Raw genomic sequence first — 26,367 nt, 5'->3', positions numbered from 1 at the left:
GCTCTTACCATTCCCGATCCCTTATTCTCTATTACTCACAGATCGTCGAAGCCGTTATCCGAGTTCGTCTTCTTGTACGAGGCATTCCGCATCTCGAAGAAGTCGGTCTTGGTCTCGGTGAAGTTGTCGGCGTAGGCCTTGATCCACGGCATCACGTTGTCGTTGGCGCCTTCGTACAGCTTCTCGATGCCGAGCATGCCGGCCATCTTGTTGGCGCGGTACTTCACGTAACGGATCATCTCGTCCACGTCGATGCCGTCGATGCCGTCCAGCACTTCGGCGGTCCACTGGGTTTCCAGATCGATTGCGTGTTCGAAGGCCTTGTGCACGTAGTCGGTGAGCTGATCGCCCTGCAGCGCCTGGTTCTCGCCGATGATGGCGCGAATGAGCTCGCTGATGAACTTCGAATGCGCCAGTTCGTCGCGGTTGATGAAGCTGATGATCTTGCCGGTGCCGGTCATGCGGTTCTGGCGCACCAGATTGTAGAAATACGCAAAGCCGGAATAGAAGTTGATGCCTTCCAGGATCGAGGACTGGATCAGCGAACGGATCAGCGTTTCGGCCGTCTTCTCGCGCATGAAGTCTTCGTAGGCGCCCATGATCGGCGCATTGCGCTTGATGATGGTCGGGTGCGTGCGCGCGATTTCGAACACGCGGTTCTGGTCGGCCAGGCCGGTGATCGAGGCCAGCACGTAGCTGTAGCTCTCGTTATGGATCACTTCCTGCTGGCCGATGATGGCGGCATTGGCATGCGCGGCCGGGTCGGTGATGTATTCGGCCACGTTGTAGATGAAACGCGTCTGCGGCGAATCCAGCGTGGCCAGCAAGCCGATGATCGAATCGTAGGCGTTCTTTTCGCGCGCCGACAGCTCGTTGTACTGGCGCGCGTCGCCCTTCATGTCCACCTCGTCGGGGATCCAGAAGTTGGTCGACAGTTCCTTGTAGGCCCGATAGAACGACGGGTACGGGATGTCGTTCCAATTCAGGATGCCCGAGGTCTGGCCGTTGATGATGCCGGTCGAACGGTTCGGGTTGCGCGGCTCAAGGATCTTGATGCGGTCGAGCGGTGTTGCGGACATGGGTTTCTACTCGTGTTTCAGGCGTCGCGCGTACAAGACAGCAACGGCGGCGCAACAAATCAATCTGGAGGAAAGCCCCCTGAGTCAGGGGGCGCGCCAAAGGCGCGGGGTGTGGAAGCTGATGAAGCAGGGTCCACGGTTCGCAACGCGAACCGTGGAAGCGAAGCGCGAATGCGCTTAGCTACTGCACCACTCGCACTCACTGATGTCGATGTCGTTGGAACGCACGTAGTACGTGGTCTTCAGGCCTTCGCGCCAGGCGGTCATGTGCAGGTCCAGCAAGGTGCTCGCACGGATGGTGCTGGGCACGTAGAAGTTGAAGCTGATCGATTGGTCGACGTGCCGCTGGCGACGCGCGTTCTGGCGCACGCTGGCGAACTGGTCGACCTTGTAGGCGCCCTTTTCGTAGTACGGCCAGGTCTCCAGCGACAGGCCGGGCGCGGCAACCGGGCGACGGAAGTCCTTCTTTTCTTCGTAGTAGAACGCGCTGTAGATCGGGTCGATGGAGGCGGTGGAACCGGCGATCTGCGCGGTGCTCATGTTCGGTGCAACCGCCAGCATCCAGGCATTGCGCACGCCATTGACCGCCACCTGCGCCGACAGCTCCAGCCATTGCGGGCTGTTGTAGTCGCGTGCACGGAAGTACTCGCCGTTGTGCCAGTCGCTGCCGCGGAACACGCTGTAGGTGCCCTTTTCCTTGGCCAGCTCCATGCTCGCCTGGATGGTCAGGTAGTTGATGCGCTCGTACAGCTCGTCGCTGTAGTCCTCGGCTTCCTTGGCATTCCAATGGATGCTCTTCTGCGCCAGCAGATGATGCCAGCCGAAGGTGCCAAGACCGATCGCGCGGTACTTCTGGTTGGTGATGGTGGCCTGCGGCACCGGCAACTGGTTCAGATCGATCACGTTGTCGAGCATGCGCACCTGGATCGGGATCAAGCGCTCCAGCACGTCGGCGCCCAGCAGATCGGCCTGGTCGGCCTGCACGGTGATCGCGCGGCCCAGGTTGATCGAGGACAGGTTGCACACGACGAAGTCGCCCGCCTTCTTGGTCGTGACGATCTGATTGCCGCTGATGATCTCCTGCATCATCCGCGTCGGGCTCATGTTCTGCAGGATCTCGGTGCACAGGTTGGACGAATAGACCATGCCCTCGTGCTTGTTCGGGTTCTTGCGATTGACTTCATCGCGATAGAACATGAACGGATTGCCGGTTTCCAGCTGGCTGACCATGATGCGCTTGAAGATCTCGATCGCCTTGACGGTCTTGCGCGTGATGCGCTCGTCGGCGACGACTTCTTCGTACTTGCGACGGAAGCTGCCGTTGGCGTCGCCCTTCTTCTCATCGAAGAAATCCTGCAGGTACCAACCCTTGATCCGCTTCACCTCGTGCGGGTCGAACAGGTACCAGTCGCCGCGGCGCTCGACCGCTTCCATGAACAGGTCGGGGATGCACACCGAGGTGAACACGTCGTGCGCGCGCAGGCGCTGGTCGCCGTTGTTCAGGCGCAGGTCCAGGAACGCCTCGATGTCGCGGTGGAAGATGTCCAGATAGACCGCGATGGCGCCCTTGCGCTGGCCCAGCTGATCCACCGATACCGCGGTGTTGTTGAGCTGCTTGATCCACGGCACCACGCCGCCGGACGAGTTGGACACGCCGCGGATCGCCGAACCCGACGAACGCACATAGCCCAGGTACGCGCCGACGCCGCCGCCGTGCTTGGACACGCGCGCCACGTCGGTATTGGAGTCGTAGATGCCCTGCAGGCTGTCGTCGACGGTGTCGATGAAGCAGCTCGACAGCTGGCCGCCGACCTTGCCGGCATTGGCCAGGGTCGGGGTGGCCACGGTCATGTACAGGTTGGACAGCGCCCAGTAGGCCTCGCCGACCAGCTGCATGCGGCGCTCGCGGCTGCCTTTGCCGGTGCCGATCTCGTCCTGCATCAGGTACAGCGCGATGGTCAGCCAGCGTTCCTGCGGCAGTTCGAACACGCCGCGCGAGCTGTCGGTGGCCAGGTAACGCGTGGCCAGCAGGTACAGGCCGTTATAGGCGAACAGCTTGTCGCGCTCGGGCTCGATCATCTTGCCGGCTTCGATCAGCTCGTCCTTGGAATAGCGACGCAGGATGTCGTTGGAATAGACATTGCGGTCGGCCAGGCTTTCCTGCAGGCCGACGAACGAGCCGTACTTCTGGCTGGCGTCGTAGAAACGGTTGCGGCTGGCGCGCTTGTACAGGCGGCGCAGGTACAGACGCGCAGCGAAGTGCTCCCATTCCGGGGTGGTCAGATCGACACGGGCTTCGGCCTCGCGGATCAGGTGGTCGACCAGGTCGTCGGCGTTGACGCTGTCCTTGCGCTCGACGAACCCGAACACCGAGCGCTTGTAGTCGGCCACGTCCAGCTGCGGGAACTCGGCATGGATCTGGTCGATGGCGCGATCCAGGCGCTCCGGCTCGAACGGAATCTTGCGATTGCCCGCTTCTTTCGTGATCCAGGTGGAGACGTTTTGTTCTTCGATGGTCTGTGCGTGCATTGCAATGGCTTGGCGGGGAGGCGGCACGATGTCCGACGGGTCGGTCAATTCCGGCGCGCCGCAGGCGGGCGCGGCAACGCTGGCGGGAACGCTGGTGGGTATTGCGGTACCGGCGGCGATCGCGGAAAGGGTGTCGTTGGTGGTCATGCGTCCTCCATGCGTAGGCACACGAACCCGCTCGGGACGGGCTGCGACCGGATCCGGATTCCCTGGACAGCGATGGCGGTGCGGGACGAGCGGCACGCAAGACAGCAGTCTGCGGCGCATCGCCATCACCAGCCATCTCCTTCCCGGAGATTCCACGGCCGCCACCGCGCGGTGTGCTGTCGCGTGGTGGTCGGTGGCGAAGCAACCGTGGCGCAACAAGACCACGCCGCCAACTCCAGGCAACGCCCGGATGGCTGTAGTCATAGATGCGACCGCGGCAGGGAGACCAGTTCGACCGCGGCCCTGCCGCGATACGTGCTCCCACTGGTCCGGCCGCCTTGTGCGACCAACCACCGACTCCCCCAAGATAGTGGGGTGCCGGTGAGGGGTCAACACCAAATGTAGGAAAATCCGGAAAACCCTTACAGCACAAAGCACTGTCTGACGAACGGTCGATGCGGCTCCCTGGAACCCGCCAAATTGGTTGCGCAGTCAAGACCCAAACCGGCAATTCTGTCGATACAGTTGGGTCTGGTTGGGTGTGCCGAGACACCCATCGAGGCGGAAGCTGGTCACGGTTGACCCTGACTGCCTCAGGCGGCACCGCACGCCTGGGGCGCTGCTCCGACCCCGGCAGTGGGAGGACTCGCCACTGCCGAATCCAGGTCGAGTGCGCGGCGCCTTCACCGCTCGCGGGACACGCCGTGAACCCGTCCCTGGGGGCTCGGTGGCGGCATCCATGCCGCCACACGGTCCCGCAATCGGCGAGGACACCGCACCAGAAAGATGGCTGGCCGCTTTGTTGAAAACCATACAGACCGACCAGCTCGACGGGTCCTTGCCCGCCCACCGTCGCGGGACATCACGCGGCATGGATGCCGCGTAAGAGTCTACCCGGACGTACTTGCGGCGTGTCCTGCGATGGCGGGCGGGCAAGGGCCCTGCAGCCAAGCGACAGAACTAGCGACGCCCGCCCGATGGCCAGCAAGGCGCTGTCAGCCGCTCTCGAGTGAACGGCGTGACGCCCTGCGCGCTGCCCGTGCGCAAGATCAGATCTCGGTCGGCCCGATGTGGTGACGCTTGCGGTAGCGGATCGACGACCACACCGAGGCGGCGATGAAGGCCACGCCGATCAGGCCGGTCAGCACCTCCGGCACGTGGTAGACCGTGCCCACCAGCATGATGATCGCCAGCACGCCGATGGCGTAATGCGCGCCGTGCTCCAGGAACACGAACTCGTCCAGGGTGCCCTTGTGCACCAGGTAGACCGTCATCGAGCGCACGAACATCGCGCCGATCGCCAGGCCCAGCATGATGATCACCACGTCGCGGGTGATGGCGAAGGCGCCGATCACACCATCGAACGAGAACGAGGCGTCCAGCACTTCCAGGTACAGGAAGGCGGCGATGCCCGAACGCTTGGCCGGGCCCATGCTGCCGTCTTCGCTCTCTTCGGCCTCGAACAACGCATCCACGCTGCCGACCAGCAGATACAGCAGGATGCCGCCCAGGCCTGCGAACAGCACGCTCTGGAAGATGCCGTCCGGCAGGAACAGCTTGGTGCACAGCAGCACCGACACCGCCACGATCACCGACATCGCATCGGCCTTGCCCAGCTTGCCGACCAGCCGCTCCACCGGGCCCAGCCAGTGCAGCTTGCGCTCCTGGTCGAACAGGAAATTCAGGAACACCAGCAGCAGGAACATGCCACCGAAGGCGGCGATGGAGGGGTAGTTATCGGTCAGCACCTGGCTGTAGCGGTCCGGCTCCTTCAGTGCCATCTGCATCACCGGCACCAGGCCCATGCCGGTGGCCACCGACACGATCACGATCGGGAACACCAGGCGCATGCCGAACACGGCGATCAGGATGCCCACGGTCAGGAACAACTTTTGCCAGAACGCGTTCATGTGCTTGAGCACGCCGGCGTTGACCACCGCGTTGTCGAACGACAACGACACTTCCAGCACGCTCAGCACCAGGCACAGCCACAGCGCCTGCCAGATCCCCATCGATGAGGTGTGGCCCCACCACGCAGCCAGGCCCAGGCAGATGGCGGCGACCAACAACGACATTCTGAAATCGCGAAACATTGACACTCCCAGGCGGGCCGAGACGACAGCCGGAGCAATAGGCCAGGGCGAGGCCCGGCAGATCCGGCGTGCGGTGGAGGATGGGGGACCGCGGCGTGACGCAACGTCAGGCCGGGCGCGGCTCGCCCATTATAGGGAGTGTCACCGCCATCAGGGTCGCATCGTCCGGATCCGGGCGCACGCCAAAGCCCAGGCTCTGGCACATCGCCAGCATGGTGCGGTTCTCGCGCAGCACCTGGCCTTCGATCTGTTTGAGGCCCAGCCAGCGCGCGTACTCGATCATGATGCGCATCAGCTGCCAGCCGATGCCGTGGCCCTTGAGGTCCGAGCGGATCAGGATGCCGTACTCGCCGCGCTGGTAATCGGCATCGGCGTGCAGGCGCACCGCGCCGAGCATGTCGCCGGTCTTGGGGTCGATGGCCACCAGCGCGATGGAGCGGGCGTAATCAAGCTGGGTCAGCCGGGCAATGAATTCATGGCTGAAATGCTTGACCGACTGGAAGAAGCGCAGGCGCAGGTCTTCGTCGGTGACGCGGGCGAAGAAGGCGCGGAACAGCGCGTCGTCTTCCGGGCGCACCGGGCGCACCAGCGCATGGGTGCCATCGCCCAGGCCGATCTGGCGCTCCCATTCCTTGGGGTACGGGAAGATCGCAAAGCGCGGATGGCCGCGGCCCTTGTGCAGCTTGCGCGCCGGCGCCACCGCCACGCGGGCGTCCAGCGCAATCACCCCATCGCGGTCGGCCAGCAGCGGGTTGATGTCCAGCTCGGTGATTTCGGGGATGTCGGCGGCCAGCTGCGCCAGCTTGACCAGCACCAGCGCCACCGCACGCTCGTCGGCGGCCGGCACGTCGCGGTAGGCCTTGAGGATGCGCGAGACGCGGGTGCGGCCGATCAGTTCGTGGGCCAGGCGCAGATCCAGCGGCGGCAGGGCCAGCTCGCGGTCGTTGATGACTTCCACTGCGGTGCCGCCGCGCCCGAACACGATCGCCGGGCCGAACACCGGGTCGTCGGCGATGCCGGCGATCAGTTCGCGCGCCTTGGGCCGCAGCACCGTGGGCTGCACGATCACCCCTTCGATCACTGCATGGGGATGCGCGGCGCGCGCACGCGCCAGGATGCCGGTGGCCGCTTCGCGCACCGCCGCCACACTGGACAGGTTCAGGCGCACGCCATCCACGTCGGACTTATGCGCGATCTCGCTGGACAACACTTTCAATGTCACGGTGCGGCCGACGGCCAGCAACGGGTCGGCCAGCAATGCGGCCTCGTTGGCGCTGGCGGCCACCTGCAGCGGTACGACCGGGATGCCGTAGGCGGCCAGCAGGCGGTTGGTGGCGACCGGATCCAGCCAGCGCCGGCCGGCCGCCAGCGCCTCTTCCACCAGCGTGCGCGCGATGCCGGCATCCACGACGAAGTCTTCCGGCAGGCTGGGCGGGGTTTCCATCAGCGCCGCCTGCGCCTCGCGGTAGCGCACCAGGTGGGTGAAGCCACGCACTGCGTCCGATTCGGTGGCATAGGTGGGCACGCGTGCGGCGTTGAGCGCGGCGATCGCCGCATCGTCCTGGCCCAGCCACACCGCAAACACCGGTTTGTCGCGCTGGTAGCGGTTGCGCTGGTCCAGCGCGCGGGTCAACGCCTTGGCCGCATCGGCCGAGGAGGTGAACGCGGTGGGCACATTGACCACCAGCAGCGCGTCGTTTTCCGGATCGTCCAGCAGCGCTTCGATCGCTGCGGCATAGCGCGCGCCGTCGGCGTCGACAATGATGTCGACCGGGTTGCTGCGCGACCAGCCTTCCGGCAGCGATTGATCGAGTTTTTCCAGCGTCTTGGGCGACAACTCGGCCAGGGTGCCGCCGCGCAGCACCAGCTGGTCCACCGCCAGCTGCCCCACCCCGCCGCCGTTGCTCAAAATGGCCAGGCGCCGGCCCGGGAAACTGCCGAGCCGGCCCAGCGTTTCGGCGGCGGCGAACAGCTCGTCCAGCGCGCCCACCCGCAACAACCCGGCGCGTGCGAACGCCGCGCCGTACACCGCGTCCGAACCGGCCAGCGCCTGCGCGTGGGTGTCGGCATTGGGATTGATGCGGTACTGGCGGCCGGATTTGACCACCACGACGGGCTTGGCGCGCGCGGCGGCACGTGCGGCCGACATGAACTTGCGCGCATCGCCGATGCGTTCGACGTACAGCAGGATCGCGCGAGTACGGTAGTCGGTGGCGAAGTAGTCGAGCAGATCGCCGAAATCCACATCCAGCGTATCGCCCAGCGACACCACCGCCGAAAACCCGACCGAACGCGCCACACCCCACTCCACCAGCGCGGCGGCAATGGCGCTGGATTCGGAAATCAACGCCAGGTCGCCGGCCTGCGGGCAATGCGCGGCGATGCTGGCATTGAGCCGCGCATGCGGGGCGATCACGCCCAGGCAGTGTGGGCCGAGGATGCGCATGCCCTTGGCGCGCGCGGCCGACTCCATGCGCGCGGCCGGCGAGCCGGGGCCGCTGCCCAGGCCGGCGGTGAGGATGATGGCGGCCGCCACACCACGCCGCGCGGCGATGGAGACGATGCGCGGCACGATGCGCGCCGGCGCAGTGATCACCACCAGGTCCGGTACCCACGGCAGATCGGTCAACCGCGCCACCGTGCGCACGCCATCGATCTCGCTATAGCGCGGGCTCACCCAACCGATCCGGCCGGGAAACCCGGCCGCGCGCAGGTTGCGCACCACCGCTCGCCCGGCCGAGCGCTCGCGCGGGCTGCCGCCCACCACCGCGACGGTGCTGGGACGAAAGACCTGCTGCAGGTGGTACGTACTCATCGGACGGGGGACGCGAATGCCATCGCGCTACGGTACACGCACTGGCGTTTCAGGGCATGGGGTGACGGATGCATGCGCACGTGCATGCATCCGTGATTACCCGAGCGCGAGGCCTCTACAACAGCGTGCCGCTCAAGATCAGCGCGGCGATGCTGAAATAGATCACCAGGCCTGTGACATCCACCAGCGTGGCGACGAAGGGCGCCGAGGCGCTGGCCGGGTCGAAGCCGAAGCGTTGCAGCACGAACGGCAGCATCGAGCCGGACAGCGAACCGAAGGTGACGATGCCGATCAGCGCCGCGCCGATGGTCAGCGCCACCATCTGCCAGTGCGGGCCGTAGTCGTACAGGCCGGCGGTCTGCCAGATGGTGATGCGCACGATCGCCAGCACGCCCAGGATCGCGCCCAGGGTCAGGCCGGTGGGCAGTTCGCGCAGCGCCACTTTCCACCAGTCGCGCAGGCGGATTTCGCGCAGCGCCAGCGAGCGGATCAGCAGCGAGGTGGCCTGCGAGCCGGAATTGCCGCCCGAGCTCATGATCAGCGGGATGAACAAGGTCAGCACCACCGCCTTGGACAGCTCGTCCTCGAAGTGCTGCATCGCGCTGGCGGTGAGCATTTCGCCCAGAAACAGCACGCTCAGCCAGCCGGCGCGCTTCTTGATCATCTGGCCGAAGCCAATCTGCATGTACGGCTTGTCCAGCGCTTCCATGCCGCCGAACTTGTGCACGTCTTCGGTGGATTCGGCGATGAGCGCATCGAGCACATCGTCCACGGTGACGATGCCGAGCACGTGGCCGCGCGCATCCACCACCGGGATCGCCAGCAGGTCGTGGCGACGGATCAGCCGTGCCACTTCTTCCTGGTCCAGTGCGGGGTCCACGGTGACCGGGGGATTGACCTGCGCCACGTCCAGGATCGGCGCCTCCGACGCGCCGGTGATCAGGCGGCGCATGGTCACCACCTGCTGCAGCACGCGGGTGTGCGGGTCGAGCAGATAAATCGCGTAGACGGTCTCGCGGCTGCGCTCCACTTCGCGGATGTGCTGCAGGGTGCGGCCCACCGTCCAGTCCGACGGCACGGCCACGAACTCGGTGGTCATCAGCGCGCCGGCGGTGTTGGGCGGGTAGCGCATCAGCGCCTGAATCGACAACCGCGCCTCGGCACTGAGCAGCCACAGCAGCGGCTGGCGCTGCTCGGCATCCAGGCCATGGAAGATATCGGTGGCGCGGTCGTCAGCCATCTGGCCAAGCAGCGTGGCGGCCTGCTCGGCCGGCAGCGACGCCACCAGCATGCTGGCATCGCGCAACTCCGGCTGTTCGAGCAATTTCACCGCGCGCAGCAAAGGCAATGCGGCCAGCACCTGCGCCGCGTCGTCGCGGTCGAGGGTGTTGAGATATTCCACCGCGTCGGCCGTGTTGAGTTCGGCCAGGGGTGCGGTCAGTGCATCGACGCCTTCGGCAAGGCGCAGGGTTTGATCGTACATGGTGGTTCGCCTGGTGACGACCGTCGTCGATGACAGCCGGCGAACCTGGGCCTCAGGCGCGCGCCAGCTGGGTCATCGACCCGGGTCTAGGGTGACTGTCGCTGGACATGGGTAAGGGCTCCAAAGGTGCGTACCGACCGGTGATCCGGGCGATGGCGCGGCGCAGTCTGCGCGCCTGAGTCGGCTTGGTCAATGCCCTGCGCGCAGGCCGCTTAGAGCGTGTTATGCACATTGAGATGAGATGCGTTGGTGGCCAGCGGTGCGCAGCGGGTGCCGCGTGGCGCCGGCTTGGCTGACGCCAACGCAAGCCGCGCGGCGCGATGTGGGGCGTGCCGGCGCTCGGGGGTGCGCAACGTTGCGGCCAGGCCCGGGATACATGCGTGGCGAAGCCCAGCGCCTGCCGGGCCAGCGTTTTGGCGGATGCCGATGCACCGTTGCCGTGGCGCCGCTGGCCGCCGCGACAGCGCCGCGCAACCGCCTGTCGCCGCGCCGTGCTGAGAGTCACACTTCATTGCTACAGTCCGCTTCCCGCAACGCCTGGCGCGTTGCTTTTCCGCCATGGCATCGGCCATCGCATCCACGCAGTGCGTTTTTTCTTCCGGAGTTTGTGCATGCCCGCTTCCAGGTTGCTTCTGTTACGTCGCATCAGCCCGCTGTGCCTGTGCATCGCCGCCGGCTGGGGCGCGGTGGGCATGGCGCAAACCGCACTGCCCGAAAGTAAGCCGGTGGAGGCGCACGAGACCGCGCCGCATACCGGACACGAATGGGGCTATACCGGCCCGGAAGGTGCCGAGCATTGGGCCGAGCTGGCCAAGGAAAATGCGCTGTGCGGCAATGGCCAGCAAAACAGCCCCATCGATCTGAAAGGCGCCATCGACGCCAACCTGGGCACGCTGCTGCTGAGCTACAGCGCCGTGCCGCTGGTCGTGCGCAACACCGGCCATTCCATCCAGCTGGATCTGCACGATGGCGGCAGCATGGCGACCGGCGGCAAGCAGTATCAAGCCTTGCAACTGCACTTCCATCACCCCAGCGAGCATCTGTTGAACGGCCGTCGTTTCCCGATGGAAGCGCACCTGGTGCATCAGGGCCCGGACGGAACGCTGGGTGTGCTGGCGATCTTCTTCGAAACCGGCAAGGCCAACACGGCCTTCCAGCGGGTGCTCGACGCCATGCCCAAGGACAAGGATCAGACCCGGCAGGTCGCCAACGCGACGGTGAGCGCCGAGGCGTTTCTTCCGCCGAGCAATCAACGCAGCTTCTATCGCTACGAAGGCTCGCTGACCACGCCGCCGTGCAGCGAAACGGTGGACTGGGTGGTGCTCAGCCAGCCGGTGCAGGTCTCGGAGGCGCAGATCAACGCATTCGAACGCGTGTACCCGTTCAATGCACGCCCACTGCAGCCGCTGGACCGGCGTTCTCTGCTTAAAAGCCACTGATTGCTCGCGCGGTGTGTCGACCGTGCGCGGCGTGTCACGCACCGCCTGCGCACCGACCGTGCGGGCGCGGGCGGTGCCGGACTGATCCGCGCGCACAGCCGCAGATAGGTGCCGGGCCGCATCGCGCAGCCGCGCATCGCCGCCGTGCAGATGGCACACGCGTGCGCGCAGGCCAACGGACCTGCGCGGCATAATGCATGCCTCAATGGAGAGTACGCATGCATAGCGGTGGTCTGGAACTGGCCTTGGTGCTGATGCTGGCCGCCATCGTGGCAGTGCCGGTGTTCAAGCGCTTCGGCCTGGGCGCGGTGTTGGCCTACCTGGTCGCCGGCGTGGTGCTCGGGCCCGATGGCGCGGGTGTCGTGCAGGATGCCGAACGCATCAGCGGCGCGGCCGAGATCGGCGTGGTGATGCTGCTGTTCGTGATCGGGCTTGAACTGTCGCCGGCGCGTCTGAAGGTGATGCGCCATTCGGTGTTCGGCGCTGGCGCCACCCAGGTGCTGGTGACGGCGGTGATCCTGGGCGGCTTGTTGATGGCAGCCCAGCTGGGCTGGAAGAGCGCGTTGATCGTCGGCGTGGCGCTGGCGCTTTCATCCACCGCGGTGGGGCTGCAATTGCTGGCCGAACGCAAGGCGCTGAGCAGCGACTACGGACGGCTGGCGTTTGCCATTTTGCTGTTCCAGGATTTGATTGCGATCCCGTTGCTGGCGGCCATCCCGTTGCTCGGCGGCAGCAAGAACGCAATGCTCCAATGGCAGGACGTGGCCAAGGCGATGGCGGCCCTGGCGCTGGTGATCGTGTGCGGGCGCTTTGTGTTGCGTCACCTGTTCAACGTGGTGGCGCGTACGCGCATGCCGGAAGTGTTCACCGCCAGCGCCTTGCTGGTGGTGCTGGGCACCGCCTGGATCATGCAGGAGGCCGGACTGAGCGCCAGCCTGGGCGCCTTCATCGCCGGCGTGTTGCTGGCCGATTCGGAGTTCCGCCACGAACTGGAATCGCAGATCGAACCGTTCGAAGGCTTGCTGCTGGGCCTGTTCTTCATCTCGGTGGGCATGGGGATCGATCTCCACCGCGTGGTGGCCGAGCCGTGGTTGATCGCAGCCGGCGTGGCGATATTGCTGGTGGTGAAGTTCTCGCTGCTGGTCGGCATCGGCAGCGTGGCCAAGCTGCCGCTGCGCAGCAGCCTGATGCTGGGCAGCGTGCTGTGGCTGGGCGGCGAATTCGCCTTCGTGGTGTTCAACGAAGCCGACCGCGTGGGCCTGCTGGAACCGGCCAATCACGATCGGCTGGTGGCCATCGTCGGCGTGTCGATGGCATTGACCCCGCTGTTACTGCTCGGCATGCAACGCATCCTCAACGGACCGCTGCGTGCGCGCGCACCCAAGACCGATCGCCCGTTCGACACCATCGATGCGCAGACCCCCAAGGTGCTGGTCGCCGGCATGGGCCGCTTCGGCCAGGTGGTCGCGCGCCTGCTCACCGCACGGCATGTGCCGTTCGTGGCGCTGGAACACAACCCCGACACGGTGGAAGACCTGCGTCGGTTCGGCAGCCAACTCTATTACGGCGATCCCACCCGCCCCGAGCTGCTGCGCGCTGCCGGTGCCGAGCGCATCAAGGTGTTCGTGATCGCGGTGGACGACCCGGAAACCAACATCAAGACGGTGCGACTGATCCGTCGCCTGTACCCGCAAGCCACCGTGCTGGCGCGTGCACGCAACCGCCAACACACCTGGAAATTGATGGACCTGGGCGCAGAACCGTTCCGCGAGGTATTCGCCTCCAGCCTGGAGCTGAGCGAGCGCGTACTCACCTCGCTCGGCCTGGGCGAAGCCCTCGCACACGATCACGTCAAACGCTTCCGCCAGCACGACGAAGACCTGCTGCGCCGCCAGCACCTGGTCTACGACGACGAAGCCAAGGTCATCCAGACCTCGCGCGATGCACGTGCCGACCTGATGAACCTGTTCGAAGCCGACGTCAGGGCGGATGTGGATGGGGAACCTGCACCCACCCTGCGGGAACGTTGAGCTCTTCCGTAGGAGCGCGCCTGCGCGCGACCAGGTGTTTACCGGCAGAGTCCCGTCGCGCGCGGGCACGCTCCTACGCGGATGTGGTGCACCGGTCGTCAGCGGTAACGACGCAGTCGTTGCCTCGGCGACGACCTGCACGCGATCGTTCGATTGCTCAAAATCATAATCCGATGCGGATGGCGAGCCCCCACCAACCACACATAATCGGCGCGCTGTTCGTAGGAGCGTGCCTGCGCGCGCCTCGGGCGTTACCGGCAAAGCACGTCGCGCGCAGGCACGCTCCTACGTGGCGCTGCGGCGGCTGTAGGCCGCTCGCCTCGGTCAGCGGCGTGGCGTGCGCGCCACGGTCTTGCTGGCCGACTTCTTCGCTGCGCCCTTGCCTGCCGCGGTTTTGCCGGCGGCCTTTGCGACCTTGCCGGTTACGCGTTTGCTCACGGCCTTCCTGGCCGCGCTGCTAGGCGACGTAGCCGCATCCTGCGATGGTCTTGCTGAAGCCGCAGATGCGCGTTTGGCTGGCGCCTTGACGGCCTTCTTGGCAGATTTGCCGGTGGTTTTCTTAATCGGCGCGGCAGCGCCAGCACGCGCTTCCGGCGGCCGGCGCGGTGGCGGCTTGCGCCCTGGGGTGAGTGCGCGCCAGGCGTGTCCGCCATTCATTGCCAGTAGTGCATCGGCAGCCGAAGGGCCGGCGCTGCCGGCGGCGTAATTGGGGAAGTCGCTTGGGGGTTGCTTCCATGCATCCAGGATCGGTTGCACGATGCGCCATGCGCCTTCCACCATGGCCGCATCCTGGAACAAGCCGGCTTCGCCGTTCATGCAGTCCTGCAGCAGGCGCTCGTAGCCCACCGTGTATTCCTTGGGGAACCAGTCGCGGTAACGGAAGTCCATGCGCACCGGTGCCAGTGCCACCTGCGCGCCCGGGCGCTTGACGTCGAACTGCAGCGAGATGCCCTCGTCCGGCTGGATATGCAGCACCAGCCAGTCGGGGCCGTAGCCGCCCACCTCGGTGCTGCGGAACGGCGCCAGCGGTGCCGGCTTGAAGCGAATGGCGATCTCGGTCGTGCGTTCGCGCAGGCGCTTACCGGTGCGCAGGTAGAACGGCACGCCGGCCCAGCGCCAGGTGTCCACCTGTAGCTTCATCGCCACATAGGTTTCGGTGTCCGAATCGTCGGGCACGGTGTCTTCTTCGCGATAACCCGGCACCGCATTGCGATTGACCGCACCGGAGGCGTATTGCCCGCGCACCACGTCTTCGGGTTTGATCGGGCGCACCGCTTCGATCACTTCGGCGCGACGGCGATGCATCGCCTCGGTGGTGAAGGCCGCTGGCGGCTCCATCGCAATCATCGCCAGCAGCTGGAACAGATGGTTCGGCACCATGTCGCGCAGGCAGCCGGTGGGGTCGTAGAACCGTCCGCGCCCTTCCACTCCGATGGTTTCGGCCGCGGTGATCTGCACATGGTCGATGCGGTCGCGGTTCCACACCGGTTCGAACAAGCCATTGGCGAAGCGGAACGCGAGAATGTTCTGCACGGTTTCCTTGCCCAGGAAATGATCGATGCGGAACACCTGATCCTCGTGCAGCACCTTGGCGACCGTGGCATTGAGGTGCTGGGCGCTGGGCAGATCGTGGCCGAAGGGTTTTTCCACGATGACCCGGCGCCAGCCTTCGCCTTCGCGCTGCTTGACCAGGCCAGCCTCGCCCAGGTTGAGCAATACCGGCTCGAAGAAGCGCGCGGCGGTGGCCAGATAGAACAGCACATTGCCCTGCGTGCCGTAGCGCTTGTGCAGCTTGTCCAGCACGCCACCCAGCGATCGATAGGCTCCCTGATCGGTGAAGTCCCCGCGCAGGTAATGCATGCGTTCGCGCAGCCAGTCCCAGGTGGCGGTGTCGAATTCGTCGGTCTGGAATTCGGCATCGCGGCTGCTGAGCAGCTGCGTCATCGACTGCCCCATGTTGGTCCGCCACGCACGCTCGCTGATGTCGCCATGGTCCATGCCGACAATGGCGAAATCATCGCCCAGCGCACCGGAACGGCGCAGGTTGTACAGCGCCGGCATGACCAGGCGCTTGGTCAGATCGCCGCGTGCGCCGAACACCACGATGATGCACGGCGGTGTGGTTGCTTGCTCACTCATGGATGCGTTTCCTTTTCGCCCATGCGTCCATGCAGGCGCAGTGCCGCATTGACCAGGGCCACGTGGGAATACCCTTGCGGGAAGTTGCCGAGCATGCGTTTGCTGCGCGGATCGTATTCTTCGGCGAGCAGGCCCACGTCGTTGCACAGCCCGAGCAGGCGTTCGAGCAGCGCACGCGCCTGGTCGGTGCGGCCGATCAAGGCATAATTTTCCACCAGCCAGAAACTGCAGGCCAGGAAGGTGCCTTCGCCGGCCGGCAGGCCGTCGGCGCTGTCGTCGGCGCGATAGCGCTCGACCAACCCGTCGATGGTCAGATCGCGCGCGATCGCATCGACAGTTGCGGCGATGCGCGGATCGTCCGGCGGCAGAAAGCCCACGATGGGAATCAGCAGCAGCGAGGCATCCAGCCGATCCGAGCCATAGCTCTGCACGAAGTGGCCGTCCGGGTGCACGCCTTTTTCCAGCACTTGCGCGCGGATTTCTTCGGCAATGCGGCCCCAGTGCGCGCGTTTTTCAGCATCTGCGTTGGTGATGCCGTCGCGCGCGCCGCAGTCGAAGGCCAGCCAGGCCATCACCTTGGAATGCACGAAGTGGCGGCGCTCGTCGCGGATTTCCCAGATGCCTTCGTCAGGTTCGCGCCAGAGGGTTTCCAGCGTTTCCAGAATCTTTTCCAGCAGCGATGCAGACGAACCGTCATCGTCCGACGGCAGGCCCACGCCCTTTTCGCGTGCGTAATGAAACGCACCGATCAACTCGCCATACACATCGAGCTGGAACTGATCCACCGCGCCGTTGCCGATGCGCACCGGGCCGGAATGTTCATAGCCGGGCAACCAGTGCGCTTCCCATTCCTGCAAGCGGCGTTCGCCGGCAATGCCGTACAGTGCCTGCAATTGATCCGGCGAACCGGCAATGGTGCGTTGGACCCAATCGCGAAATGCCGCCGCTTCGTCGCGGTACCCGGCTTGCAACAACGCGATCAGCGTGAACACCGAATCGCGCAGCCAGCAGTAGCGATAGTCCCAGTTACGGGTGCCGCCCAGATGCTCCGGCAACGAGGCAGTGGGCGCGGCGACGATGCCGCCGGTGGGCAGATAACTCAGCCCCTTCAGCACCACCAGCGAGCGGCGCACCTGCTCGGTCCATGGCCCGACATCGGTACAGCGGCGCGCCCAGCCGTGCCAGAACGCGGTGGTGCGTTGCAGTGCCTGTTCGGCGTCGATCAAAGGCGGTGTGGCTTGATGGGATGCGCCGTGGCTGAGCAGGAACCAGGTGCTTTGCCCTTCGCGCAGGGTGAAGTCGGTTTCGGTGCCCATGTCCTGGCCGCGCAGCGTCTGCGGCGAACGCAAGGCCAGTTGATCGGGGCCGGCGATGGCGCGGATACCGTCGACGATACGCGTCACCCATGGCACGGTGCGGCCGTAGTTGAAGCGGAAGGTCAGGCGCATGTGCATGGGCACGCTGCCCTGCACGCAGCCCACGATACGCACCAGATGCTGATGGACTTCGCCGTTTTCGCTGGCGACCATGAAGTCGATCAGTTCCACCGTGCCGCTGTCGGTGATCATGCGCGTGCACAGCACCAGACTATCGTCCTGGTAGGCGCGCTCGGTACGGAAGTCGGCGGCCGGCGACAACGCCCATTGCCCGTGTTGTTGATCGCCCAGCAACGCAGCGAACACCGCATCGGAATCGAAGCGTGGCAGGCACAGCCAGCCGATGGTGCCGCGGTGGTCGACCAGGGCCGCGCTGTGGCAGTTGCCCAGCATGGCGTGATCCTCGATACGCACGCTCATTGGGTGGGCGCTTCCTTCCGGCGAAAGAACGCGCAGTCTTGCATGGGCCGTGTCGGGATCAGGTTACGACTGCGCCGGTAGACCCAGCAGCGGTGGCACCGTGTGTTCCAGGCGGCGTACCAGGGCCGGATCCATGTATGCATCGTCGTCGGGAATGTGCAGACAGATCACCCGGCAATGGCGCAGGTGCGCGGCGAAGCGTTGACGCAGCAACTGCAGATGGGGGCGTTCCGTCACCAGCACCACCTGCGCTTCCTGCAACAACTCCGGGGTGACCTGCACGCCGGCATCTGCAGCCAGCCCGGCCGATTGCGCCTGCACGCCGGGCCAGTCGGCGAGCACGCGCTCGGCGGTGGGGCTGCGAAGGCGGTTACGGCTGCACACGAACAGCACCCGCAGCGGTTACCCGCCGCGCTGGCTCAGCGGCCTTCGCGCAGGAAGCGCGCCATCGAAGAGACGCCCGGCAACGCCGGTTCGAATTGGCCGGCCACATCGATGAAGCCGCGCATGATGGCGATCTCGCGTGGGGTGCGGTTGAGCGCATCGCGGCGGTCGGCATCGGCGCCGGCCCGCAACAGGCGCTGCACCAGCAGCGGCAGGCCGTGCAGTGCAGCCAGATGCAGCGGGCCGAAGCCGCGCTGGTCGGCCACGTCCAGCGAGACATCTTCGTCGAGCAGGCGTTCGACGCCGGCCAGCACCACCTGCTCGTCGCAGGAGGTACCCGGTTCGGCACGCGCGCCCAGCAACAGCAGCAACGGGCTGACCCGGCCACCGGCCAGGTAGTCCGGGTCGGCGCCGGCCAGCAGCAAGGTGTCCAGCAGAGCCAGCAGGCGGTTCTTGTCGCGCGCGGTAAAGCCGTACAACGCCGCGCAATGCAGCGGCGCCAGCCCCTGATTGTCGGTGGCGTGCACGTCGGCCGCGGCAGTGAGCAGGCGCGCCACGATGTCCGGCAGGCCCAGCGCGCAGGCCAGCATCAGCACGGTGACCCCGCCCGGCAGGCGGTGCTCGATCTGCGCACCGGCGTGCAGCAGTGCGGCCACGATCTCGGTCTGCCGCATGCTCACCGCCGCCGACAACGGCGTGGCGCCGCTATTGGCCGCGCGCTGCGGATCGGCGCCGCGGCCGAGCAGGTGCGTCACCACGCCAAGATGGCCACCACCGGCCGCACGCAGCAGCGCGGTGCAGCCTTGGGCGTCGATGGCGTCGACGGCGAGGCCGAGATCGATCAGGCGACGCACCGCATCGGTATCGCCGGTCATCGCAGCGGCCGGCACATCCGCTTCGCGCAGCGTGCGGCGCGGCAGCGACCAGATGCGCCAATCCAGCCAGTCGGCCAGATCGCGGCGGCCGATCGACAGCGCCACGCCCAGTGGGGTCTGCCCGTCGGCAGCGCGCGCTTCCGGCGAGGCGCCCTGCTTGACCAGCAGTTTCAGCGAGGCGTCGCGGCCCAGTGCGGTGGCCAGATGCAGGGCGGTCATGCCGTGGCTGTCGCGCGCCTCGCGGTCCACGCCATGTTCCAGCAACCAGTGCTGCAGACGCAGCCAGCCCAGCCGCACCGCCAGCGACAACGGCGGATCGCCGGCGGCCGACGGAGCGAAGGGGTCGGCGCCGCGTTCGAGCAGTTCCAGCGCGAACTGTTCCAGCCCGCGCGATGCCGCATCGTGCTGCACGCAGGCACTCAGCAGCCGGGTCAGGCCACCGGCGCCTGCCGGCGAGACGCCATGCCGCAGCAACGCCTGCAGCGCCGGTACCGCCTCCACGCCGCGCGAGAGCAGCGCAAACATCGGGACATCGCCGCAGGCGTCGCGCACTTCGGCGTCGGCGCCATGGCGCAGCAGCCAGTCGACCGCCTCGGCGTTCAAGGCCAGATGCGCGTCGTGCAGCAGGCCGCCCAGTTCGTCCGGGGCGCATAGCCGCGCCAGCGCGACCAGACCGTCGCGCTGCCCGAGCTGCAGGCCTTCGCGCAGCAGCACCAGCGGCGGGCGATCGGGCAGCACGGCAACGCCAGGCGTGTCGCCCTGCGCGTCGCTGACCGCGGCCGGCAACGGGTAAGCGGGATCGAGCAGTTGCACGATCGCCCAACGTCCGGCCTCGGCGGCCACATCCACCGCGCGGCGACCGTGCGCATCCACGCTGTCGGCAGGTACCTGCAGGTCCAGCAGGCGGCGGATCAGCGCCGGCGACACATTGTCGGCGGCGCAGGCCAGCATCAACGCGTTGCGGCCGTCGCCATCGATGGCCAGCACATCGGCCTTGCGCGCGACCAGGCGTTCGAGCACGGCGCTGCGTGCCTGGCGCGCGGCATCCAGCCACGGCGTGCGGCCCAGCAGATCACGCGCTTCCAGATTCGCTCCGGCCGACAACAGCGCCTCGACGATGTCGCCGTGGCCGGCCAGCGCGGCTTCGTGCAGCGCGCGGCGACGCTGGCGATCGCGCGCATCCACACGCGCCTTGTGCTTGAGCAGCAACTGCACGCCGGCCGGGTCGTCTTCTTCGGTACCGGCTGCCGCCAGCAGCACCGGGGCGCCGCCCTCCGGTTCGGACTGCGCGCCGCGCTCCAGCAAGAATTTGGCCAGCCGCCAGTTGCCGACTTGGCAGGCCATCGCCAACGGCGAATGGCCTTCGTTGTTGAGCGCGTCGAGCTCGGCGGCGGCATCGCGCAACAGCGCGGCCACGCCCGGGTCGGAACTGCGCACGGCGTGATGCAAGGGGGTGTTGCCGTCGTTGTCGCTGGCGCGCGGGTCGGCGCCATTGGCCAGCAAGGTCATCACCGCATCCGGGCGGCCGTGCCAGCTGTCGCGGGTGGCGGCCAGCAAGGGGGTCATGCCGCGATGCGGTTGATTGACGTCGACGCGGCGCACGATCAACTCACGCAGCAGGCGCAGATCCGGCAGTACGGCCGCCAGCGCCGGCAGGCTGCGTTGATCGCGCCATTCCGGCAGCGGCAACGCCTGCGGGTCGGCACCGGCCTCGAGCAATTGCAGCGCGCGGTCCACCCGGCCACTGCGCGCGGCCTCGAAGAGTTCGGGCACCAGCTGATGCCGGGCCACCGGTTCCAGCGGGCGCGGTTCGGCGGCGGCTTCGGAGAAGAAATCGGCGGCCTGGCGCGTATGCGGCGCATCGCTGCGCATGGGTGCGGCGGTGCGTTGCAGCAGCAGATGGGCCACCGGCAGCAGCACACCGGCAGCCACCGCCAAGCCCCAGCGCAGGCCGCCGGACAACCAGCCCGGCCAGGCCAGCACCACGGCCAGGGTGCACACCGCCAGCACCAGTGCAGCCGCCAGCAGGCCGCGCCAGGCATGCAGTTCCTGCGCGGCCAATGCCTGCCAGCGTGGCGCCAGCGCACCACCGTCGCGTTCCACCTCGCCCCACAACGGCCAAGTCCGCCACAGCCCTAGCAAGGCAGCGCTGATTGCGACGCTCAGCGCCAGCGCGGCAGCCAGGCTGCCGCTGTCGCGCAGGGCGGTCAGCGGCCAGCTGATCAGCGCAGCCAGTGCCAGCAGGCCCACGCCCCAGATGGCCAGCAACGGCGGCAGCGCCTGCGCGACCGCGCGCGGCTGGCCCGGCACTGCGCGCGTCCCACGTGCCCACGACACCGCCAGCGCGAACGCCGGCTGCGCCAGCCACAAGCTCAGCGCAGCAACCACGCCGCCAATGCCACCGAGCAGGCAGAGCACCACGCCAGCCGCACCGGCCAGCGTTGCGGCGCGCATCCGTGCGCCACGCACAGGCTCAGTCATGGTCGCACTCGCCTGCGAGCACGATGGTCTTGGGCAATTGCAGATAGAAGCCGTGCTTGCCCAGCGCCTCGCGCACCGTGGCCGCATCGGCCTGCGCCAGCCGGCGCTCCGGCGTCAACGCCACATCCAGCACGAACGTCAACGGCGCCAGCTGCGCCTGCACGGCGGCAGGAAGACCGGAGAAATCGTCACGTGTGGCGAGATAGACGAAGGTGTCCTGCTTGCGTTGGCTTTTATAGACGTAGGCGTGCATGCGCGCGTGGTCGCGCTCGAAGAGAGATGTGTCGCGTCGATTGTGTCGCAATTGCGGCGACGGCGAAAGCGCGGCCTGTGCGAAAAATCCCAGCCGCGTCAGCGACATGACGGTGACGTTCAGTTGCGCCGTCCACGGGACCCACGCGCGCCATCGATATACTGACCGCACTTTTTGCCAGCCAGACCATCGTGAGCCAAGCGCAGCATTCGTCCCAGATGGCCCCGGTTGCCGTCACCGCGTTCACTTCCACCACCGCACTCGGTGCCGGGCTTGCCGCCCAGGCCGCCGCGTTGACCGCCCGACGCAGCGGCCTGCGTCGCAACGATTTCGGCCCGCAACCGCTGCTGCCCTGCTGGGTCGGGCGCGTCGATGGCGTTGAAGAGGTTGTGCTGCCCGATTCTCTGCACGCGTGGGATTGCCGCAACAACCGCCTGGCCTGGCTGGCCCTGCAGCAGGACGGGATGGCGCAGGCCGTGCAGGCCGCCGCGCAGCGCTACGGCGCCGAGCGGGTGGCGGTGATCATCGGCACCTCCACCTCCAGCATCGGCGCCAGCGAAGAAGCGTATACGCGGCTGGTCGACGACGCCGACGGCGCGCGCTTCCCCGAGGATCTGAATCGCCCGATCGTGCACACCCCGCATTCGCTGGGCGACTTCGTGCAGCACGCCACCGGCCTGCGTGGCCCGTGCGTGACCGTGGCCACGGCCTGTTCGTCCAGCGCCAAGGTGTTCGCCCAGGCGGCGCGGCTGATGGAGGCCGATGTGATCGACGCGGCGCTGGTCGGCGGCGTGGACACCCTGTGCGGCAGCGTGCTGTTCGGCTTCAACTCGCTGCAGGTGGTGGCGCCGGAGATGTGCCAGCCGTTCGACGCACGCCGGGTCGGCCTGAGCCTGGGCGAGGCCGGCGGCTTTGCGCTGCTCGAACGCCCGGCCGCCGCACCGGATGCCGCGCTGTGGCTGTACGGCTACGGCGAATCCAGCGACGCGCACCATATGTCGGCGCCGCATCCGCAAGGGCTGGGCGCGCAGCTGGCGATGCGCGGTGCGCTCGACCGCGCCGGTCTGGAGCCGGCCGCAGTGGGCTATCTGAATCTGCACGGCACCGCCACGCCGGCCAACGACAGCGTGGAAGCCGCCGCCGTGGCAGCGATCTTCCCCGGCACCTTGCACGCCAGTTCGACCAAGGCCTGGACCGGCCACACCCTGGGTGCGGCGGGCATCGTCGAATCGGTGATCGCACTGCTCGCGCTGCGCGACGACGTGCTGCCCGGCACGCTCAACAGCGATATCCCCGACCCGGCCTGTGGCCCGCAAATCCGCTTCGACAACGCCCATGCCCGCATCGACTACGCCATGAACAACTCTTTCGGTTTTGGCGGCAACAACTGTTCGCTGCTGTTCGGGCGGGCCCGCTGATGCTGGCCGCGACCATCGAAGGGATCGGCTTCTGGACCCAAGGGCTGCCCAACTGGGACGCTGCCAGCGCCTTCGCACGCGGCGGCGCGCTGCAGGAAACCCCCGCCCGCCCGGCGCCGCAGCTGCTGGCCGCCACCGTGTCCGCCGCGCGCCGGACACGGTGGCCGTGTCGCTGGAAGCTGCGCTGGCCGCCTGTGGCGCCGCCGGCCGCGATCCGGCCAGCCTGCCGTCGATCTTTACCTCTACTTACGGCGATCTGGCCATCTCCGACTATATGTGCACCACGCTGGCCAGCGACCCGTTGGCGATTTCGCCAACGAAGTTCCACAACTCGGTACACAACGCCGCAGCCGGCTACTGGACCATCGGCGCCGGCGCGATGACCCCGGCCACGGCGATGAGCGCCAGCCTGGGTAGCTTCGCGCAGGGCCTGCTGGAAGCGCTGGTGCAGCGCGCTGCCGGCGCGCAGGCCGTGCTGCTGGCCAGCTACGACGCCCGTTCGGTCGGGCCGCTAGGGCGTGTCGCCCCCAGCCTGGGGCTGCTGGGTAGCGCATTGGTGCTGGGCACGCCCGGCCAGGCCGGCAAGCCGCAGCTGCACGCACATCTGGACGACGGCGCTCCCTCGCCCGGCGATGGCGCGCTGTCGCGCCACATCGCCGGCAATGCAATGGCGCCGATGCTGCCGCTGCTGGACCTGTTGGCCGGCAATGGCGGCAGCGTGGCGCTGTATGCCGCACCGGGCCGGGTGCTGCGCGTGGAGGTCCGGCTATGAGCCGGCAACCGCTGAGCCGCGAGGACACCGCCATCCTGGTGCCGGCCTTGAACGAGGCGCTGCGCATCCGCGAAGTGGTCACCGACGCGCTGACCTATTGCTCTCACGTCATCGTGATCGACGACGGCTCCGACGACGGCACCGCCGAGTGCATCGCCGGCATGCCGGTGACGCTGATCCGTCACCCGCAGCGCATGGGCAAGGGCGCGGCACTGCGCAGTGGCTTTGCGCAAGCACAGCGTCTTGGCATGCGCGCGGTGATGACCATGGACGGCGACGGCCAGCACAAGGCGGCCGATTTCCCGCGCCTGCTGGCCGCCGCCAACCGCCACCCGGGCTGCGTGATCATCGGTGCGCGCATGCGCAAGCGCGCCACCCAGCCCACCATCCGCCGCATCGGCAACGATTTCGGCGACTGGGGCATTGCCTGGGGGTGCGGCTTCCGCTTGATCGACAGCCAAAGCGGCCAACGGTTGTATCCGGCCTCGGTGTTCACCCTGCCCAACGTGCCCGGCGAGGGCTTCGTGTTCGAAGCGCAGCTGCTGATTTCGGCCGCGCGCCAGGCCGGCGCGCGCGTAGTCGCCGTGCCGATCGAAACCCGCTACGCCGGTACCTCGCCTGGCACCTTCCGCAAGAGCCATTTCCGGCTGGTTCGCGACCTGTGGAATATCACCTCGCACGTGGTCAAACAGGTGTGGGCATACGGCCATGTGTGGCGCGAATATCGCCGCGTGCGCGCCAACCCGGTGATCGTTGACGATCCCGATGGCGAATTTGCTACTGTCCCTGCGGTCACCAAGAGCAATCACTCCTCATGAATGCACAGCGCGCCGATGTCGTGATCACCGGGGGTGGCCCGGCCGGCCTGAGCCTGGCCTTGCAACTGAAGCAGCGCGATCCGGAGCTTGCCATCACCGTGCTGGAACGGCGCGCGCATCCGGTCCGCGAAGCCGCGTTCAAGGTCGGCGAATCCACGGTGGAAATCGGCGCACATTATTTTGCCGACGTACTGGGCCTGCGCGAGCATCTGGAGTCCGAGCAGATCCGCAAGTTCGGGTTTCGCTTCTTCTTCTCCGACCAACGCCACGACATCGACCGCTGCACCGAACTGGGCGTGAGCAAGATCCTGCCCACGCCGTCCTGGCAGATCGACCGCGGCCGCTTCGAAAACTTTCTGGGCGAGCGTGCGCGTGCACAGGGCATCGCCTTCTTCGACAGCTGCAGCGTCAAGGGCGTGGACCTGTCCGAAGACGACACCGACCACGCCGTGCGCTTCGAACGCGATGGCACGCCGGGCACGCTGGGTGCGCGCTGGGTGGTGGATGCCAGCGGACGCGCCGGCCTGCTCAAGCGCAAGCTCGGCCTGGCGCAGGACAACGAGCACAACGCCAATGCCGTGTGGTGGCGTGTGGAAGGCCTGATCGACCCCAACGGCTGGTCGCAGGACAGCAGCTGGCTGCAACGCTGCACGCCGCCGGACCGCTGGCGTTCGACCAATCACATGTGCGGGCCGGGCTACTGGTTCTGGCTGATTCCGCTGTCCTCTGGTGCGCATTCGCTGGGCATCGTCTGCGATGCGGACCTGCATCCGCTGGAGAGCATGAACACCCACGAGAAGGCGATGACCTGGCTGCGCACGCATCAGCCGCAGGTGGCCGCCACGCTCGACCAAGCCGATTACCGGCTGCAGGACTTTCTGTTCCTGCGCAACTTCTCCTATGGCTGCAAGCAGGTGTTCTCGTCGCAGCGCTGGGCACTGACCGGCGAGGCAGGCGTATTCCTGGACCCGTTCTATTCGCCCGGCAGCGACTTCATCGCCATCTCCAATACCTACATCTGCGAATTGATCGGCCGCGACCGCGCCGGCAAGTCGCTCAGCCCGTACGTGGAGCTGTACCAGCAGCTGTATTTCTCGTTCTACGAAAACACGCTGACGCTGTATCAGGATCAGTACGCGCTGTTCGGCGACGAGCAGGTCATGCCGGTCAAGGTGATCTGGGATTACACCTATTATTGGTCGTTGCTGGCGCCGCTGTTCTGCAGCGGGCGCATCGCCCATCTCAGTCTGCTCTCGCGCATGAAGAACGACTTCCTGCACGCGCGCGACATGAACCTGGCAATGCAGCAGGTACTGCATGCATGGGGCGTGCGCAATGCCGCCCAGGGCATCGCGGCCGGCAGCGGACGGCTGCTGGACCAATACCTGATCGGCTGGTTCAACGAACTCAATGGCGCCTTGAACGACACGCTCGACGATGATGCGTTTGTCACACGCATCCACGGCAATGTCGCGCAGATGGCGGTACTGGCGCGCGAGATCTTGCAACAGGCACGTCAACGCTACCCGGACCTGCCCGACTACGGCCTGGAGTCATTGACTGCCGGCGCCAACGGCGAGGCGATTCTTACCGCGACCTGGTACGCCGACGCGGCGTGAGGTGTCGCGAACTCGTCGATGTGCAACGAATGTTGCTCGATGCGCGCTTGTAAACTCCGTCGCTTACGAACTAAGGAAGCTCTGAACAACGCACCACAGATACGCGACACTACCCGCCTCATCATGTAGAGGATCATCTATGCAGCTGACGTTCGGTGACGCTGAGGGCCTGGGCAAGCGCAAGCAGACCCGGCGCG

At 66.7% G+C, this 26,367-nt stretch carries 15 protein-coding genes and 1 pseudogene; 6 read left to right on the top strand and 10 right to left on the bottom strand.

The features are described from left to right. Nucleotides 1-35: 35 nt before the first annotated feature. The 5 genes from F7R02_RS04590 to mgtE form a co-directional block, all read right to left on the bottom strand. Nucleotides 36-1,079 carry a ribonucleotide-diphosphate reductase subunit beta gene (locus F7R02_RS04590; RefSeq protein ID WP_003487313.1) on the bottom strand — a complete coding sequence of 348 codons (1,044 nt, stop codon included), beginning with the start codon at nucleotides 1,077-1,079 and terminating at the stop codon, nucleotides 36-38. A gap of 177 nt (nucleotides 1,080-1,256) precedes the next feature. Beyond that, nucleotides 1,257-3,755, bottom strand: a complete 2,499-nt coding sequence (locus tag F7R02_RS04580) for a ribonucleoside-diphosphate reductase subunit alpha (protein ID WP_078590410.1) — start codon at nucleotides 3,753-3,755, stop codon at nucleotides 1,257-1,259. 1,049 nt (nucleotides 3,756-4,804) lie between these two features. Continuing rightward, nucleotides 4,805-5,848, bottom strand: a complete 1,044-nt coding sequence (locus F7R02_RS04570; protein WP_005929236.1) for a DUF475 domain-containing protein — start codon at nucleotides 5,846-5,848, stop codon at nucleotides 4,805-4,807. Nucleotides 5,849-5,954: 106 nt separating this feature from the next. Then, entirely contained in the window at nucleotides 5,955-8,663 is a 2,709-nt protein-coding gene (locus F7R02_RS04565; RefSeq protein WP_078590409.1) for a bifunctional acetate--CoA ligase family protein/GNAT family N-acetyltransferase, read from the bottom strand. Between the two features lie 115 nt (nucleotides 8,664-8,778). Then, on the bottom strand, nucleotides 8,779-10,146 hold the full coding sequence (gene mgtE, locus F7R02_RS04560) for a magnesium transporter (RefSeq protein ID WP_008575115.1): 1,368 nt from the start codon (nucleotides 10,144-10,146) through the stop codon (nucleotides 8,779-8,781). A 611-nt stretch (nucleotides 10,147-10,757) separates the two neighbouring features. Here mgtE and F7R02_RS04555 point away from each other — a divergent pair. After that, nucleotides 10,758-11,585 (top strand): carbonic anhydrase, encoded by an 828-nt coding sequence (locus F7R02_RS04555; RefSeq protein ID WP_078590407.1) that lies wholly within the window; start codon nucleotides 10,758-10,760, stop codon nucleotides 11,583-11,585. Nucleotides 11,586-11,803: 218 nt separating this feature from the next. Then, complete coding sequence (locus F7R02_RS04550) at nucleotides 11,804-13,615, top strand: monovalent cation:proton antiporter-2 (CPA2) family protein (protein ID WP_078590406.1); 1,812 nt, start codon at nucleotides 11,804-11,806, stop codon at nucleotides 13,613-13,615. Nucleotides 13,616-13,939: 324 nt separating this feature from the next. On the opposite strand, the gene zwf is transcribed toward F7R02_RS04550, so the two are convergent. The 5 genes from zwf to F7R02_RS04525 form a co-directional block, all read right to left on the bottom strand. Next, nucleotides 13,940-15,754 (bottom strand): glucose-6-phosphate dehydrogenase, encoded by a 1,815-nt coding sequence (zwf, locus tag F7R02_RS04545; protein ID WP_167520966.1) that lies wholly within the window; start codon nucleotides 15,752-15,754, stop codon nucleotides 13,940-13,942. Continuing rightward, a complete protein-coding gene (locus F7R02_RS04540) occupies nucleotides 15,751-17,550 on the bottom strand; it encodes a glycoside hydrolase family 15 protein (RefSeq protein WP_078590404.1) in 1,800 nt (599 codons plus the stop codon). Before F7R02_RS04540 ends, zwf begins: the two co-directional genes overlap by 4 nt. 63 nt (nucleotides 17,551-17,613) lie before the next feature. Continuing rightward, on the bottom strand, nucleotides 17,614-17,943 hold the full coding sequence (locus tag F7R02_RS04535; protein WP_078590403.1) for a low molecular weight protein tyrosine phosphatase family protein: 330 nt from the start codon (nucleotides 17,941-17,943) through the stop codon (nucleotides 17,614-17,616). Between the two features lie 26 nt (nucleotides 17,944-17,969). Next, nucleotides 17,970-21,290 carry an ankyrin repeat domain-containing protein gene (locus tag F7R02_RS04530; protein WP_078590402.1) on the bottom strand — a complete coding sequence of 1,107 codons (3,321 nt, stop codon included), beginning with the start codon at nucleotides 21,288-21,290 and terminating at the stop codon, nucleotides 17,970-17,972. Further along, nucleotides 21,283-21,543, bottom strand: coding sequence for a YcgL domain-containing protein (locus tag F7R02_RS04525; protein ID WP_005914803.1), 261 nt, complete (start codon nucleotides 21,541-21,543; stop codon nucleotides 21,283-21,285). Before F7R02_RS04525 ends, F7R02_RS04530 begins: the two co-directional genes overlap by 8 nt. A gap of 218 nt (nucleotides 21,544-21,761) precedes the next feature. Here F7R02_RS04525 and F7R02_RS04520 point away from each other — a divergent pair, with 218 nt between their 5' ends. The 4 genes and pseudogenes from F7R02_RS04520 to F7R02_RS04505 all read left to right on the top strand — a co-directional run bounded on the left by F7R02_RS04520 (nucleotide 21,762) and on the right by F7R02_RS04505 (nucleotide 26,170). Next, complete coding sequence (locus F7R02_RS04520) at nucleotides 21,762-22,961, top strand: beta-ketoacyl-[acyl-carrier-protein] synthase family protein (protein WP_078590401.1); 1,200 nt, start codon at nucleotides 21,762-21,764, stop codon at nucleotides 22,959-22,961. After that, nucleotides 22,961-23,733, top strand: a pseudogene (locus F7R02_RS04515) (beta-ketoacyl synthase chain length factor). Before F7R02_RS04520 ends, F7R02_RS04515 begins: the two are co-directional and overlap by 1 nt. Next, nucleotides 23,730-24,551 carry a glycosyltransferase family 2 protein gene (locus tag F7R02_RS04510; RefSeq protein ID WP_003487328.1) on the top strand — a complete coding sequence of 274 codons (822 nt, stop codon included), beginning with the start codon at nucleotides 23,730-23,732 and terminating at the stop codon, nucleotides 24,549-24,551. The pseudogene F7R02_RS04515 and the gene F7R02_RS04510 overlap by 4 nt, the downstream one beginning before the upstream one ends. Further along, entirely contained in the window at nucleotides 24,548-26,170 is a 1,623-nt protein-coding gene (locus F7R02_RS04505) for an NAD(P)/FAD-dependent oxidoreductase (protein WP_078590400.1), read from the top strand. The genes F7R02_RS04510 and F7R02_RS04505 overlap by 4 nt, the downstream gene beginning before the upstream one ends. Nucleotides 26,171-26,367: the final 197 nt, after the last annotated feature.

Origin of the sequence: Xanthomonas cissicola (assembly GCF_008801575.1) — a bacterium.
GTDB classification, from domain to species: Bacteria; Pseudomonadota; Gammaproteobacteria; order Xanthomonadales; family Xanthomonadaceae; genus Xanthomonas; species Xanthomonas cissicola.
This window is presented reverse-complemented; position numbering and strand designations above follow the sequence as displayed.

Excerpts from the sequence above, each read along its gene's own strand:
- zwf (WP_167520966.1), bottom strand. The coding sequence starts at position 15,754 with ATGAGTGAGCAAGCAACCACACCGCCGTGCATCATCGTGGTGTTCGGC.
- F7R02_RS04530 (WP_078590402.1), bottom strand. The coding sequence starts at position 21,290 with ATGACTGAGCCTGTGCGTGGCGCACGGATGCGCGCCGCAACGCTGGCC.
- F7R02_RS04540 (WP_078590404.1), bottom strand. The coding sequence starts at position 17,550 with ATGAGCGTGCGTATCGAGGATCACGCCATGCTGGGCAACTGCCACAGC.
- F7R02_RS04590 (WP_003487313.1), bottom strand. The coding sequence starts at position 1,079 with ATGTCCGCAACACCGCTCGACCGCATCAAGATCCTTGAGCCGCGCAAC.
- mgtE (WP_008575115.1), bottom strand. The coding sequence starts at position 10,146 with ATGTACGATCAAACCCTGCGCCTTGCCGAAGGCGTCGATGCACTGACC.
- F7R02_RS04505 (WP_078590400.1), top strand. The coding sequence starts at position 24,548 with ATGAATGCACAGCGCGCCGATGTCGTGATCACCGGGGGTGGCCCGGCC.
- F7R02_RS04525 (WP_005914803.1), bottom strand. The coding sequence starts at position 21,543 with ATGCACGCCTACGTCTATAAAAGCCAACGCAAGCAGGACACCTTCGTC.
- F7R02_RS04555 (WP_078590407.1), top strand. The coding sequence starts at position 10,758 with ATGCCCGCTTCCAGGTTGCTTCTGTTACGTCGCATCAGCCCGCTGTGC.
- F7R02_RS04510 (WP_003487328.1), top strand. The coding sequence starts at position 23,730 with ATGAGCCGGCAACCGCTGAGCCGCGAGGACACCGCCATCCTGGTGCCG.
- F7R02_RS04570 (WP_005929236.1), bottom strand. The coding sequence starts at position 5,848 with ATGTTTCGCGATTTCAGAATGTCGTTGTTGGTCGCCGCCATCTGCCTG.
- F7R02_RS04550 (WP_078590406.1), top strand. The coding sequence starts at position 11,804 with ATGCATAGCGGTGGTCTGGAACTGGCCTTGGTGCTGATGCTGGCCGCC.
- F7R02_RS04580 (WP_078590410.1), bottom strand. The coding sequence starts at position 3,755 with ATGACCACCAACGACACCCTTTCCGCGATCGCCGCCGGTACCGCAATA.
- F7R02_RS04520 (WP_078590401.1), top strand. The coding sequence starts at position 21,762 with ATGGCCCCGGTTGCCGTCACCGCGTTCACTTCCACCACCGCACTCGGT.
- F7R02_RS04565 (WP_078590409.1), bottom strand. The coding sequence starts at position 8,663 with ATGAGTACGTACCACCTGCAGCAGGTCTTTCGTCCCAGCACCGTCGCG.